Origin of the sequence: Paraburkholderia sp. BR13439 (genome assembly GCF_040948805.1) — a bacterium.
In the GTDB taxonomy this organism is placed as follows: Bacteria; Pseudomonadota; Gammaproteobacteria; order Burkholderiales; family Burkholderiaceae; genus Paraburkholderia; species Paraburkholderia youngii.
The window spans coordinates 79979-94457 of the sequence record NZ_JBFPKN010000011.1 but is presented as its reverse complement, the minus strand read 5'-3'; the positions used below and the strand labels follow the sequence as shown (position 1 = coordinate 94457).

Sequence of the window (14479 nt, the reverse complement as noted above, 5' to 3'; positions counted from 1 at the left end):
GAGTGGCGGGCCGTTGCGAAGTGGCGATGTCCAACGAATTACTTCAAAGGTAGATGAGGCCTTGTCCGCCTAGATCTCCACGCGCGCGCCGACTTCGATCACCCGATTGGCCGGCAGTTTGAAGAAAGCCGCGATATTGCCCACGTTGTGCAGCATCACCGCGAACAGCCGCTCGCGCCATAGCGCCATGCCGTGGACGCGTTTGGGCACGACAGCCGCGCGGCTCAGGAACCAGGATGTGTCGTCCAGGTTGAACGTGAGTTCCGGCGACTTGTAGGCGGCCAGCGTGCGCGGCAAGTCCACTTCGTCCTTGAAGCCGTAATTCACCGTTGCGTGCCAGCAACCCGCGCACAGCGGCCTGATCTGCACGCGCTCGCTGTCGGCCACCCTCGGCACGCTTTTCGTCATTACGCTCAGGAAAACCGTGCGCTCATGCAGCACACGGTTGTGCCGCAGGTTGTTGACGAGCGCGTGCGGCACCGCTTCGGCGTCCGGCGTCAGGAAGATCGCCGTGCCGCCCACACGCGTCGGCGAACTTTCGAGCAGCGTGGTGAGGTACTGTTTGAGCGGCGTCTTTCCCGCCCGCGTGCGCGCTTCGGCCAGCATCATCTCCCAGCCGCGTCCCCACGTCGCCATGATCGTGAACATGATCGCGCCGACCACGAGCGGGAACCAGCCGCCGTCGACGATCTTGAGCAGATTCGCCGAGAAGAACAGCGCGTCGATCACGAAGAAGAACGAGGTGGAGAGCACGCACAGCAGCCAGTTGTAGCGCCACGCGTATCGCACGACGAAGAACGTCAGGAACGTGGTGATCAGCATCGTGCCGGTCACGGCGATGCCGTACGCGGCCCCGAGCGCCGTGGACGAGCGGAAGCCCAACACCGCCGCGACCACGGCGATCAGCAGAATCCAGTTGATGCCGGGCACGTAGATTTGCCCGATCTCGCGCTCCGACGTATGTACGATGTTCATGCGCGGCAGGAAGGAAAGCTGCATGGCCTGCATCGTCATCGAATAGGTACCCGAAATAACGGCTTGCGACGCGATCACGGTGGCGATCGTCGCCAGCACGATCATCGGCACGATGGCCCACTGCGGGAACAGTCGGTAGAACGGGTTTTGCACCGCGCCAGGGTTCGCCAGCAGCAGCGCGCCCTGGCCCAGATAGTTCAGCGCGAGCGCGGGAAAAACGACGCCGAACCACGTAACACGGATGGGTCGCTTACCGAAATGGCCCATGTCGGCGTAGAGCGCCTCGGCGCCCGTCAGCGACAGCACCACCGCGCCGAGCGCGACGAACGCCAGCCAGCGGTGATGCATGACCAGGCGGAGCCCTTCCAGCGGATTGAGCGCGTACAGCACGACCGGCGTGGCTATGATGTTCGCGACGCCCGCCGCGCCGATCACGACGAACCAGAGCACCATCACTGGCCCGAACACGGCGCCGATGCCGCCCGTGCCGTGCTTTTGCGTGACGAACAGGACGATCAGCGCGGCGAGTGTCACCGGAACCACATAGGTCTTGAGCCCGGGCTCGACGACTTCGAGCCCTTCCACGGCGCTCAGCACGGATATGGCCGGCGTGATCACGCTGTCGCCGAAGAACAGCGCCGCGCCCATCACCCCCACCACGAGGAGCCCGCGACGCAAGCGCGGCCGCGACGCGACCGACGACGCCGCGAGCGCGAGCAACGCCATGATCCCGCCTTCGCCGTGATTATTCGCCCGCAGGATCAGGACGACGTACTTCAGCGAAACGACGATCATCAACGACCAGAAAATCAGCGAAACGATGCCGACGATATTGAAAGCATTGAGCGTGAGACCGTTGGCGGGATCGAACACGGTGGCGAGCGTATAGAGCGGGCTCGTGCCGATGTCGCCATAGACCACGCCGAGCGCGGCCAGCGCGAGCGCTGGCAGAGCCGGTGAGGCGTCGCCGTGGCCTTCCTTCCCCGACGCGGCGGTTGCGGAATGTGCCATGTCTCCCTCCTCATACGAATCGCGCGTGAGCCGTGATGGCCGCGCCGCGGGTTCGCTTCGATTCTTTCGTTTCGTTGACGCGAATTCGTCTTGGTCGTGCGCGCTGGATCGTGCCAGTGCGCTAGAGAAGTATAGAAATTTCCGGCGAAAATGCGCTTTGCGCAGCAGTCACGCATTTGGCCGACGCCGTCGCTGCGTCCACCGTCAGCTCAACGTCAGGTAGAACGGCGCAAGTGTCAGCAGACCGCCTCGTCCGTCCGCCTCGAAGGCGCCGTGCCGGCGTGCTCTCCGAGTTCCATGATTTCCACGAGCCGCTGCTGGTAGTGCTCCGGCAAATACTCCGCGAGTGAATAGCTTCTGCCCTTGTCCGCCAGATGTATCGCGAGTCGATCCAGTGCCAGTTCGAGGCTCTGAGGCTCCGACCGAAATTTGATCTTGTTGCCCACCGCGTCAGCGGTCGTCGCCATGCTGCCGCCGTCGTGGACGAGGGCAGGCAAGCCGAGCATGGCGGCCTCGATAATGACGAGCGGCGCATTCTCGGCTCCCAACGATGGCACGACGACCGCGTCGGCAAATCGCCGCATCCGCGGAAACAATTCCTCCTGCGGCAGTCTGCCGAAAAAAACCAGCTTGCCGCGCTCGATCAGCGACGCGAAGCGCTGCTCCATCGCACGACGATCCGGACCGTCCCCGTAGACTCCCAATACGTCAATACGATGAAAGTTCACGCTCTCCGCGAGTTCGATAAATTCCGCGAGTCCCTTTTCCTGTGAAATCCTGCCGACAAAGGCAAGCCTGAATCTCTGCTTGCCAGCAACACGCGAAGGCTGAAACGCAACCGGTACTGAAGAGGGATTAAAAACGACTCTCGTATTCGTGATGCCACTGCGATGCAGCGCTTCTTCCATGAAGGCGCTTGGACAAACGATCGTCTCGAAGATCCGCGTGGCAGGGAATACCTCGCGCACTGCGTGCCAGTAACACTTCGTCATCAGGTCGTGCAGAAGACCTTTCGTCGTCGACCGACGGGTCAACGCCGCACGCGTGCCCAACACTTCGAGCGGCACGATCACCGGCCGCCGGTTGTCGAAATATTGCAGTGCCGGGTTGTAATAGACGAGATGGTAGTCGTGGCTCGTGTGATATGCGCGAAAGCCGAGCTTTCGCTTTTGACGGGCGATAACGCTCAGTATCGAATTCGATAGAGCGTTATGGTAGTTGTGCACCATCACCCGATGCGGACGAAAACCCACAATAGTCTTCTCGAGTGCGCGCGCGGCCGCGACATTCCAGGATCTGGACCACTTGGTGGTTCCCACCGGAAAGCGGGTGTCGTCGAAGCGTTCAACTTCGACCCCGGGCAATCGACTCAGAAGATCTGCCGATTGCTGATAAACAACTTCCGCGCCGCCCATCGACGCATAATCGTTTATTACCAATATCCTGCAGCGCTTCATGTTTAGGCCCGCTGTTGGTGCACAACTCACGACACCGAGTACATGCATGATGGTGGTTAATTCGTCGGGAATTTTATGAAGTCATTTTCGACGACTGTGTGTGAGAGCGCACCAAGCAAGTACCCGTTCTGTTACTGCGTCTTACAGGCCGGGGTGATTTTAGAAGTGCTATTACGCTGCGAAAGCTGCGGATGAAAAATTGACCGGAGATGGACAGTAATCGTTAAGTTGTGGGAAGAGAAAACATCTCAGGACGAATCGACGACACAACGGCGGCCACCCTCAGCCAGGGTTTCCCCTCCTTCAGCACATCAAAACTTGTCCTACTATCAAGCAGTCAAAACTAACTAACTCATCAGTTAGTCCGGTGTCCATGCCGCAAGTCGCCCGTTCCAGAATGGGTCGTCGTCCCCATCCGCAGGACTTCGACGCACGCGAACATCTGCTCGATGTCGCGGTGGCGCTGTTCGCCGAGCGCGGGATCGCCAACACGACGGTGGCGCAGATCGCGGCGGCGAGCGGCGTGACGTCCGCGATGGTGCACTACTGGTTCCAGACCCGCGAAAAGCTGCTCGACGCGTTGTTCGAGGAAAAGCTGGTCGCCGCGTTCGGCGCCATCTGGGACCCGGTCGATGCCGAACGCGACGATCCGCTCGCGCTGACGCAAGGCATCGTCAAACGCATGTTCGACGTCACCGAGGCCATGCCGTGGCTGCCTTCGCTCTGGCTGCGCGAAATCATCAACGAAGGCGGCCTGCTGCGCGAGCGCGCGTTTGCGCATGTCCCCGTGCAAAAGGTCGCCGCGTTCGGTCAGAACATCGCACGCGGTTGCGCGTCGGGTCAGTTGAATGCGCAGCTCGAACCGTTGCTGCTGTTCAACTCGGTGCTCGCGCTCGTGATGCTGCCGCAGGCAACCGCCAGGATCTGGCAACGCCTGAATCCGCGCAGCTCGTTCGATCGCGCGACGCTCGAACGCCACGTCGTCGCACTGCTCACGCAGGGCATGAGCGCAACCACGGCGGTCAAGACCAGCGCCAGGGCAAGGAGCCGGGCGACGTCCACCGCACGCCGCGCGAAAGGAAAGCCGTCATGATTCCGTCCGCCCGCTCATCCACACGTGTCGCGTTGCTTGCGCTGTGCATCGCGTGCGCGAGCTGTTCGCAACAACCGGCGAACACATGGCAAGGCTATGTGGAAGGCGAGTTCCTGTACCTCGCGTCTTCGCAGGCGGGCCAGTTGACCGAGCTCGCGGTCTCGCGCGGGCAGACCGTCGCGCAGAACACGCCGCTGTTCGCGCTCGAAGCGCAGAACGAAACCGACGCCGTGGCGCAGGCCAACGAGCAACTGCGCTCGGCCCGCGCCCAGCTCGCCGACCTCGGAACCGGCAAGCGTCCGCCGGAAGTCAACGTGACGCGCGCGCAACTCGTGCAGGCCGAAGCCGATGCGGCGCGCGCCGCGACCCAGTTCCGCCGCGACCAACAGCAATTCGACGCCGGCGGCATCGCGCAAAGCCAGCTCGACGACTCGCGCGCGAGCGCGCTGTCGAGCGCCGCGCACGTGCGCGAGTTGCAAAGTCAGCTCGCCGTCGCGCGTCTGCCGGGACGGATCGAGCAGATCCGCGCACAGCAGGCGCAAGTCGACGCCGCGCAGGCCCAACTCGGCCAGGCCCAATGGAAGCTCGATCAGAAAAGCGTGCACGCGCCGCACGCCGGCCTCGTGTTCGACACGATGTTTCGCAGCGGCGAATGGGTGCCGGCGGGCAGCCCCGTCGTGCGCATGTTGCCGCCGGAAAACGTCAAGGTGCGCTTCTTCGTGCCGCAGGGAGTCGTCGGTTCGCTCGCGCCGGGCCGTCGCGTATCGATTCATTGCGACGGGTGCGCCGCCGATGTGCCGGCCGTGCTCAGCTTCATCTCGGACCAGGCGGAGTACACGCCGCCAGTGATTTTCAGCAACGAAAGCCGCGCGAAGCTCGTGTTCATGGTCGAAGCCAGACCGCGAACCGCCGATGCGCCGAAGCTGCGGCCCGGCCAGCCCGTCACGGTCACGCTGCAATGAGTGCGCCCGCGCCGCCCCCCGCCAACGCCAGCGACCCCGTGCACGCGATCGATGTGCACGGGCTGAACAAGCATTTCGGCACCAAGCACGTGGTCAACGACGTGACGATGCAGGTGCAGCGCGGCGAGATCTTCGGTTTTCTCGGCCCGAACGGCAGCGGCAAGACTACCTGCATCCGCATGATGTGCGGACTGCTGACGCCGGACTCCGGCAGCGGCACCTGTCTCGGCTACGATATCGTGCGGGACAGCGCGCAGATCAAACGCCGCACCGGCTACATGACGCAGCGCTTCTCCTATTGGGAAGATCTGTCGATCCGCGAAAACCTCGACTTCGTCGCACGCATCTACGAGATGAAGAACCGCCGCGAGGCGGTGGATCGCGCGCTCGAACAGCTTGGCCTGCAAAGCCGTGAGAAGCAGTTGGCCGGCGCACTGTCGGGCGGATGGAAGCAGCGTCTCGCGCTGGCCGCGTGCATGCTCCATGAACCGGAACTGCTGCTGCTCGACGAGCCGACCGCCGGTGTCGATCCGAGCGCGCGCCGCGACTTCTGGGAAGAGCTGCACCGCCTCGCGGCGCGCGGCATCTCGGTACTCGTCAGCACGCACTATATGGACGAAGCGGAACGCTGCCACAAGCTCGCCTATATCGCGTACGGCAGGCTGCTCGCGCAGGGTACGTCGAAACAGGTGATCGACTCGCAAGGGCTCGTGACGTGGGCCGTGTACGGCCAGAATCTCGTCGAGCTCGGCGACCGGCTGCGCAGCTCGCCCGGCGTCGAGCAGACGGTCGCGTTCGGTTCGTCGCTGCACGTGAGCGGGCCCGACACGCCCGAACTCCACGCGAGCATCGACCAGTTGGAACGCTCGAACTCCACGCTACGAATCGAAAGACAGGAAACCGGCCTCGAGGACGTGTTCATCTACATGATGAACCGCTCGACCGACAACTATGCAACGCCTTCCGCGGGCAAAGCATCGTGAATTCCGCGCGCCGACTTCCGCGCTTTTCGCTGATGCGTTGGTGGAGCATCGTGCGCAAGGAGTTTTTGCAGCTGAAGCGCGACCGCATCACGTTTGCGATGATGATCGTGCTGCCGATCATGCAGATGGCGCTGTTCGGCTTCGCGATCAATACCGACCCGAAGCATCTGCCGACCGCCGTCATCGCCGCCGATCACAGCGAGTTCACGCGCAGCTTTCTGATGGCGATGCGCAACTCCGATTACTTCGACATCGTCTCGACGCTGCCCGATGAAGAGTCCGGCCGCCGCGCACTCGCGCAAGGCAAGGTGCTGTTCGTGCTGAATATTCCGGTCGGTTTCACCCGCGAGCTGGCCAAGGGCGCGCGGCCATCTCTGCTCGTCGAAGCCGACGCGACGGACCCGATGGCGGTGGGCACCGCGCTCGGCGCATTGCCGTCGATCACGCAGTCGGTACTGCAGAAGGACCTCACGGGTCCGCTGTCGCCGCTCGCGGTCGGCCCCACCGCTTTCGATGTTCAATTGCACCGGCTCTACAACCCCGAAAGCATCACCCAGTACAACGTGGTGCCCGGCCTGATGGGCGTGATCCTGACGATGACGATGGTGATGATGACGGGCCTCGCGATCACGCGCGAACGCGAGCGCGGCACGATGGAAAATCTGCTGGCTACGCCGGTGCTGCCGCTCGAAGTGATGACCGGCAAGATCGTGCCTTATGTGGCGATCGGTCTGGTGCAGGTCAGCATCATTCTCGCGGCCGCTCGCTTCGTGTTCAACGTGCCGTTCGAAGGTGGTCTGATCGCGCTGTATCTGTCCGCGCTATTGTTCGTCGCGGCCAATCTGACGATCGGCATTACGTTGTCGTCGCTCGCGCAGAATCAGTTGCAGGCCATGCAGCTGACGATGTTCTATTTTCTGCCCAACATCCTGCTGTCGGGATTCATGTTCCCGTTCGCGGGCATGCCGAAGTGGGCGCAGTACATCGGCAACCTGTTGCCGCTCACCTACTTCAACCGGCTCGTGCGCGGCATTCTGCTAAAAGGCGTCGGTTGGGCCGACATGTGGCCGCATGTGTGGCCGCTGCTGATCTTTCTGTTCGTCGTGATGGGCGTCGCCGTGAAGTTCTATCGACGCACGCTCGATTGAGGAAGGCCTGCAATGTGTTCCGCTCCTCGCTTTCGTGACGTGGTTTTTCATCGCGCGGCTTGTTTATCCGTCACGCGTCGGCTCGCCGCCTTCGGCGCAAGCGCGGCATTGTGCGCGTGCACCGTCGGCCCCGATTTCCATCGGCCCGACGTGACCAGCGTGTCGAGCTATACCGCCGCGCCGCTTGCGGCAAGCACGGTCGCCGCCGACGGTCCCGGCGGCGCCGCGCAACACTTCGTGCCGACCGATGTGCCCGGCGACGGCTGGTGGCGCGCGTTCGGCTCGCCGGCGCTGAACGCGCTGGTGCAGCAGGCGCTCGACGACAGCCTCACCCTCGCGCAAGCCCGCGCGAAACTCGACGAAGCGCAGCAGGACTACCGCGCGCAGGCGGGCGGCACGCTGTGGCCGCAGGTCGATGCGAACCTGTCGACCACGCGCGAGAGGATCGATCCCGAAGCGCTGGGCTTCGGCCAGCTGACGCAAGGCCGCGCGTTTGCGCCGTTCACGCTGTACAGCGCGCAAGTCACCGTGTCGTACACGCTCGATCTGTTCGGCGCGAATCGCCGCGCGCTCGAAGCGGTGGCCGCGCAGGTCGACTATCAGCAATACGAACTCGAAGCCGCGCGTTTGACGGTCGCGGGCAATGTGGTGACGGCGGCGATCCGGCGCGCGTCGCTCGCGCGGCAGATCGCACTCACAGAAGCACTGCTCGCGAATCAGATGCAGCAACTCGATATCGCCGAACACCGCTATCACGCGGGCGGCATCTCCGAGGTCGATCTGCTGAGTCAGCGCACACTCGTGCAGCAAACCCGCGCGACCTTACCGCCGTTGCGTACGCAGCTTGCACAGACCGATCATCAACTGGCGATCTATCTGGGACGCGCGCCAGCGGAATTGGCCACCACGCACGACCTTGCCGCGCTCGACCTCGATACGCTCGTGCTGCCCGCCGACCTGCCGCTGACCTTGCCGTCGACGCTCGCGCAGCAGCGGCCCGACATTCGCGCGTCCGAGGCGTTGTTGCATCAGGCGAGCGCGAACATCGGCGTCGCGACCGCGAACCTGTATCCGCGTATCACGCTGTCAGGCAGCGCGGCGACCGAACGCGTCAACGTGTCCGATCTGCTGACGGGTTTCAACGTGTGGAATTTCGGCGCGGGTCTCACGCAGCCGCTGTTTCATGGCGGTGAACTGCTGGCGCGCAAGCATTCGTCCGAGGCGGCCTATCAGGCGGCGCTCGCCGTGTACAAACAAACCGTGCTGCAGGGACTGCAACAGGTCGCCGACGCGCTGCGCGCGCTCGATCAGGATGCGATTGCGTTGCAGGCGCTCGATGCCGCGCAGCGCAGCGCGCAGCACAGCGCCGGTATTGCGAGTCAGCGTAATGCGGCGGGCGGCATCAGCCAATTGACGCTGCTCGATACGCAGCGCCAGCAATTGCAGACCGGACTCGATCGCACCAAAGCCGCCGCGCAGCGTTATGCCGATACCGCCGCGCTGTTTCAGGCGCTCGGGGCGCGGCCTTGAGTTACCGCTTCGTCATTGGTTTGCCGACGTCTCGCGCCGCACCTTGTTCAGCACGAGGTAGGCGAACGAGCCGATCACGATGCCCCAGAACGCGGAGCCGAGCCCGAGGAAGGTCATACCGGATGCGGTCGCGAGAAACGTGATGACCGAGGCCTCGCGATGGTCTTCGTCCTGGATCGCGCCCATCACGTTCGACGTGATCGCACCGATCAACGCGAGGCCCGCCAGAATCGCGACGAATTCCTTCGGCAGCATCGTGAACAGCGCGACGATCGCACCGGCGAAGGTCCCGCCGATAAGATAGAACACGCCGTTGGCGATGCCCGCGATATAGCGCTTGTCCGGGTCGTCGTGCGCGTCCTTGCCGGTGCACAGCGCCGCCGTGATCGCGGCGATAACGATCGTGATGCCGCCGAAAAACGCCACGCCGATCGACGCGATGCTAGTCGCGGTGATGATCGGCCGGGCCGGCGTGTGATAGCCGGACACGCGCAGAATCGCCATGCCCGGCAGAAACTGCCCGGTCAGACTGACGACGACGAGCGGCAGCGCAAGACTCAGCGTCGAGCTCAGCGTCCATTCGGGTTGGATGAAGATCGGCCGCGTGACTTGCAGCGGCAGCGCGCCGAGGTGCGCGGCGCCGAGCGCAATGGCGAGCACCGTGCCCGTCAACAGCACCAGCACGATGCAATAGCGCGGCAGCAGGCGCCTGAAGACGATGTACGCGCCGATCATGCCGAACGCCAGCGCCGGCATCGACGCGGCCGCCTTGAACGCATGCGTGCCGAACTGCAGCAGAATGCCGGCCATCATCCCGCAGGCGATGCCCTTCGGAATGCGGCGCACCATGCGATCGAAATAGCCCGATATGCCGATCAGCAGAATGATCATGGCCGCGCTCAGATACGCGCCCACCGCCTGATGCAGCGTCAACGCGGGGAACAGTCCGACCAGCAGCGCGGTGCCGGGCGCGGACCACGCGGTCACGACCGGCACCTTCAGCTTCCAGCTCGCGAAGATGCCGGAGACGGCCGCGCCGATCGAGATGCCCCATACCCACGACGCGACCATCTCGTTGGGCATGTGGGCCGCTTGCGCGGCCTGGAAGAAGATCACGAGCGGGCCCGCGTACGAGATCAGCACGGCCAGAAAGCCGGCCACGATGGCGGACACGGACCAGTCGGCCGCAATGGCGCGCATGGTAGGCGCCTGGCTAGGGGTGGGATTCATCGTCGATGTGGGTCGTGGCGGCCCGCTGTTGGTGACACGCGCCGGGCGGCGCATGTCACCGCGAGTGACCGCGAATCACCGCATGTCACCATCCGGCAGCGGAGTCATTGCGGGCCGATAGTATGAAGGACAATCGCCGCGCGGCCTATCGGCGTCGTTCGGCCCGACGCTCGCTAGCCCTGATCGCCGCCGCCGACCGGCAACACGGTGCCGGTGATATACGACGCTTCGTCGGAAGCGAGGAACAGGATCGCGCCGACCTGTTCGTCGATCGTGCCGTAGCGATGCATCAGACTCGACGCGATCGTCTGGTCGACGATGCCCTGATACCACGTCGCTTCCTGCTCGCTTTGCGGTGCGGTATTGCGCGGCACGCGGCGCGGCGGCGCTTCGGTGCCGCCGGTCGCGACCGCGTTGATGCGGATGCCGTGTTCGGCATGCTCGAATGCGAGGCTCGCAGTCAGCGCATTGACGCCGCCTTTCGACGCCGCGTACGGCACGCGATAAATACTGCGCGTCGCAATCGACGACACGTTGACGATCGCGCCGCTCGCGCGCTCGAGCATCGCGGGCAACACCGCGTGGCAGCACCACAGCGTCGGGAACAGCGAACGCCGCACCTCGGCCTCGATCTGCTCCGCTTCATACTCCTCGTACGGCTTCGCCCAGATCGTGCCGCCGACATTGTTGACGAGTGCGTCGATGCGGCCGAACGTATCGATCGCGAAAGCCGTCATCGCAGTCGCGCCCGCATAGGTTTCGAGGTCGGCGATGAACGCACGCGCGTCGCCGCCGGCGCGCGCAATCTCTTCGGCCACCTCGTGCACGATCGGCGAACGGTCCACCAGCACCACCGCCGCGCCCTCGCGCGCCGCGCGCAGCGCGACGCCGCGGCCGATGCCCTGGCCCGCGCCGGTCACGACGAGCACCTTGTCCTTGAAGCGATCGGTAAAGGTCGAGGTCATGCTACGTTGCTCGCCGAGAATTTTTCGTAGTAGAAGTTCGCGGGCTCGACGCTGCTGTCGTGCAGCCAGCCCTGCACCGCTTCGACCATCGCGACCGGGCCGCACAGGTAGACGTCGACGTCGCCGCTATTGAGCCATTCGCTGTCGACGTGCGCGGTCACGTAGCCTTTGCGCTCGTGGCTGCTCGCGGCATCGACGACACAGGTGCGGTAGCTGAAATTCGGCAGCGTGCGCTGCGCTTGTTCGAGCTGTTCGAGCGCGACGAGATCGATGTCGTGGGTCACGCCGTACACGAGGCGCACCGGCTGCGTGTTGCCGCTCGCCTTCAGCACGTCGAGCATCGACAGGAACGGCGCGATGCCGGTGCCGCCCGCGAGGAACAGCACCGGGCGCTGCGGATCGCGCAGATAGAAGCTGCCATACGGACCCGTGAAGCCGATCCGTTGACCCGGCTGCGCATCGCGGCTCAAGAAGCCGCTCATCTTGCCGTCCGGCACGTTGCGCACGACGAACGCCGCGCGCGTCGCGCCCGGCGCCGAGCTGAACGAATACGACCGGCTCTCGCCGCTCGCGCCCGGAATCTCGACGTTCACGTATTGCCCTGCGAGAAAGCTCGGCGCGCTCGCGCCGTCGATATCGATCGAGAACTGGATAGTCGAATCCGACAGCCGTTCAACCGCCGCGAGCGTACCGTCGAAGCGCGAAACCCCGGTCTTGCACGCCGCCGACGACGCCTGCACGCGAATCACCAGATCCGAGCGCGGCCGCGTCTGGCACGCGAGGATATAGCCCTTGCCCGCTTCTTCGGGGGTCAACGCATCTTCGACGTAGCTCTCCTCGGGCATGTCGTACGCGCCCGATTCGCACAGTCCGCGGCAGGTGCCGCACGCGCCTTCGCGGCAGTCGAGCGGAATGTTGATCTTCTGCCGGTACGCGGCATCCGACAGCGTTTCGTTCTCGCGGCAGCTGATGAAGCGCGTGACGCCGTCTTCGAATTGAAGTGCAATAGTGTGTTCCATGACCTGTCTCCTGCAACCGCATCGGCTAGATGTGGTAGATGTCGATGACCTGATTGATGTAGTCGTTCTTCAGCACGACGTACTTGCTCAGGATTTGCGGCTCGGCGCCGTTGAAGTCGATCACGTAGCGCGACATGCCGAAGTAGCTGTAGTTGGTCTTGTAGCGATGGCTCAGCGTGTGCCAGTTGAAGCGCACCGTGTACACGCCGCTCTCCGCGCTCTCCACTTCGACGTTCGCGACGTTGTGGCTCGTGCGCGTATCGGGCATCGTCGCGCTGGAACGCTCGGTCTTGATGCGAAACACGCGGTCTTCGAGGCCCTGGCGGTTCGGGTAATAGATCAGCGAAATCTCGCGCTGCGGATCGGTGACGAGCTTGTCCTCGTCGTCCCACGACGGCATCCAGAACGACGCGTCCGGGTGATAGCAGGCGAGCCATTCGTCCCATTGCTCGTCGTCGAGCAGGCGGCATTCGCGGAACAGGAAAGCCTGAATATCGGTGATGGCGATGTTGCTCATGCGCGGCTCCCCGGCGCGTTCAGCGCCTTTTTCATCGTGTCGATCCAGTAGCGGTGCTGTACCGTGTAGAGACCTTCGTCTTCGGTTTTCACGCCGCTCATCACGGGGTTCAGGCCGATCTTTTGCGCGGCTTCGTCGGCGCCGTCGATCCAGTGCTTCGAACCGCGGCACATGTCGTTCCATTCGACCGCGCGGGCCGCATAGCCCAACTGGCAGGCGCGGAATTCCTCGAGGTCATCGGGCGTGGCCATGCCGCTCACGTTGAAGAAGTCCTCGTATTGACGGATGCGGCGCGAGCGCGCTTCGTCGGACTCACCCTTCGGCGCGATGCAGTAGATCGTCACCTCGGTCTTGTTGACCGACAGCGGCCGCAGCACGCGAATCTGCGAGCCGAACTGGTCCATCAGATACACGTTCGGGTAGAGGCACAGGTTGCGCGAGTTCTGGATCATCCAGTCAGCGCGCTCGGCGCCGCAGCGCGCGGCGAATTCCTCGCGGCGGCTAAAGTTCGGACGGTCTTCGGGATTCGCCCAGCGCGTCCACAGCAGCATGTGGCCGTGCTCGAACGCGTAGAAGCCGCCGCCCTGGCGGCCCCAACTGCCCGCATCCATCGCGCGGATCTTGTCTTCGCGCGCGTTTTCTTCCTTGCGATGATTGGTCGTCGCCGCGTAGTTCCAGTGCACGGCCGACACGTGATAACCGTCCGCGCCGTTTTCCGCGGTCAGCTTCCAGTTGCCTTCATACGTGTAGGTCGACGAGCCGCGCAGCACTTCGAGTCCGTCTTCCGACTGGTCGACGATCATGTCGATGATGAGCGCCGCCTCGCCGAGGAACGTCTCGAGCGGCGGCACGTCATCTCTCAGGCTGCCGAACAGGAAGCCGCGATAGTTGCCGAAGCGCGCGAGCTTCTTCAGATCGTGCGAGCCTTCCTTGTTGAAGCAGTCGGGATAGCCCGCTTCCGACGGGTCTTTGACCTTCAGCAGCTTGCCGCTGTTGTTGAAGGTCCAGCCGTGGAAGGGGCACGTATAGGTGGCCTTGTTGCCGCGCTTGTGGCGGCACAGCATCGCGCCGCGGTGCGTGCACGAATTGATGAACGCGTTCAGCTCGCCCTGACGGTTGCGCGCGATCACGACCGGCTGCCGGCCCATGTAGGTCGTGAAATAGTCGTTGTTGTTCGGAATCTGGCTTTCGTGCGCGAGATAAATCCAGTTGCCCTCGAAAATGTGCTGCATTTCGAGTTCAAACAGACGCTCGTCGGTAAACGCGCTGCGATGCAGGCGGTAATCGCCGCGCTCGCGGTCTTCGACGAGAAAGTCGTCGATGTTCTTCAATTGTGGAGTGTGATCCGGGTAGATCGGAATCATGCGTGTCTCCTGGTGCGGACTGTCGGTATGCGTGCGAAGCACGCGTGTAGGGAGCGGCCTGCCTGCCGGGAGGCCGGCTGGCCGGTTGGTCTTTCACGTCGGGAAGTGGAGGCGGTGCGCCTCCGGGGGCTGCGTCAGGTCGCGGCGCGCAAGGGCTCGACCTTCGGCACGAGAGGCGGGATATCGGTGGACAACCCTTTCGGCAGGGTTTCGATTTCAGCGTGT

At 63.8% G+C, this 14479-nt stretch carries 12 protein-coding genes; 5 read left to right on the top strand and 7 right to left on the bottom strand.

The window, feature by feature from the left end; translation table 11 throughout:
* Positions 1–69 precede the first annotated feature (69 nt).
* Entirely contained in the window at positions 70–1986 is a 1917-nt protein-coding gene (locus AB3X96_RS21985; protein ID WP_368591368.1) for a potassium transporter Kup, read from the bottom strand.
* A gap of 236 nt (positions 1987–2222) precedes the next feature.
* Positions 2223–3401, bottom strand: coding sequence for a glycosyltransferase (locus AB3X96_RS21980; protein WP_368591367.1), 1179 nt, complete (start codon positions 3399–3401; stop codon positions 2223–2225).
* 439 nt (positions 3402–3840) lie between these two features.
* Here AB3X96_RS21980 and AB3X96_RS21975 point away from each other — a divergent pair, with 439 nt between their 5' ends.
* The 5 genes from AB3X96_RS21975 to AB3X96_RS21955 are packed head-to-tail and all read left to right on the top strand — an operon-like array spanning position 3841 to position 9159.
* Positions 3841–4536, top strand: a complete 696-nt coding sequence (locus AB3X96_RS21975) for a TetR/AcrR family transcriptional regulator (RefSeq protein WP_368591366.1) — start codon at positions 3841–3843, stop codon at positions 4534–4536.
* The gene (locus tag AB3X96_RS21970; protein ID WP_176111466.1) at positions 4533–5498 is read left to right on the top strand and encodes an HlyD family secretion protein; all 966 of its coding nucleotides are present in this window, start codon (positions 4533–4535) and stop codon (positions 5496–5498) included. The genes AB3X96_RS21975 and AB3X96_RS21970 overlap by 4 nt, the downstream gene beginning before the upstream one ends.
* A complete protein-coding gene (locus tag AB3X96_RS21965) occupies positions 5495–6481 on the top strand; it encodes an ABC transporter ATP-binding protein (protein ID WP_368591365.1) in 987 nt (328 codons plus the stop codon). The genes AB3X96_RS21970 and AB3X96_RS21965 overlap by 4 nt, the downstream gene beginning before the upstream one ends.
* A gap of 32 nt (positions 6482–6513) precedes the next feature.
* Positions 6514–7629: an ABC transporter permease gene (locus tag AB3X96_RS21960; protein ID WP_176378610.1), complete on the top strand. Its 1116-nt coding sequence runs from the start codon at positions 6514–6516 to the stop codon at positions 7627–7629.
* A gap of 12 nt (positions 7630–7641) precedes the next feature.
* Entirely contained in the window at positions 7642–9159 is a 1518-nt protein-coding gene (locus AB3X96_RS21955; RefSeq protein ID WP_368591364.1) for an efflux transporter outer membrane subunit, read from the top strand.
* 12 nt (positions 9160–9171) lie between these two features.
* On the opposite strand, the gene AB3X96_RS21950 is transcribed toward AB3X96_RS21955, so the two are convergent.
* From AB3X96_RS21950 to benA, 5 genes are all read right to left on the bottom strand, one after another.
* Positions 9172–10389 (bottom strand): benzoate/H(+) symporter BenE family transporter, encoded by a 1218-nt coding sequence (locus AB3X96_RS21950; protein ID WP_368591363.1) that lies wholly within the window; start codon positions 10387–10389, stop codon positions 9172–9174.
* Positions 10390–10562: 173 nt separating this feature from the next.
* The gene (locus AB3X96_RS21945) at positions 10563–11354 is read right to left on the bottom strand and encodes a 1,6-dihydroxycyclohexa-2,4-diene-1-carboxylate dehydrogenase (RefSeq protein ID WP_368591362.1); all 792 of its coding nucleotides are present in this window, start codon (positions 11352–11354) and stop codon (positions 10563–10565) included.
* A complete protein-coding gene (benC, locus tag AB3X96_RS21940) occupies positions 11351–12373 on the bottom strand; it encodes a benzoate 1,2-dioxygenase electron transfer component BenC (RefSeq protein ID WP_368591361.1) in 1023 nt (340 codons plus the stop codon). Before benC ends, AB3X96_RS21945 begins: the two co-directional genes overlap by 4 nt.
* Positions 12374–12398: 25 nt before the next feature.
* On the bottom strand, positions 12399–12890 hold the full coding sequence (gene benB / locus AB3X96_RS21935) for a benzoate 1,2-dioxygenase small subunit (protein ID WP_368591360.1): 492 nt from the start codon (positions 12888–12890) through the stop codon (positions 12399–12401).
* Positions 12887–14254, bottom strand: a complete 1368-nt coding sequence (gene benA, locus AB3X96_RS21930; RefSeq protein ID WP_368591359.1) for a benzoate 1,2-dioxygenase large subunit — start codon at positions 14252–14254, stop codon at positions 12887–12889. The genes benB and benA overlap by 4 nt, the downstream gene beginning before the upstream one ends.
* Positions 14255–14479: the final 225 nt, after the last annotated feature.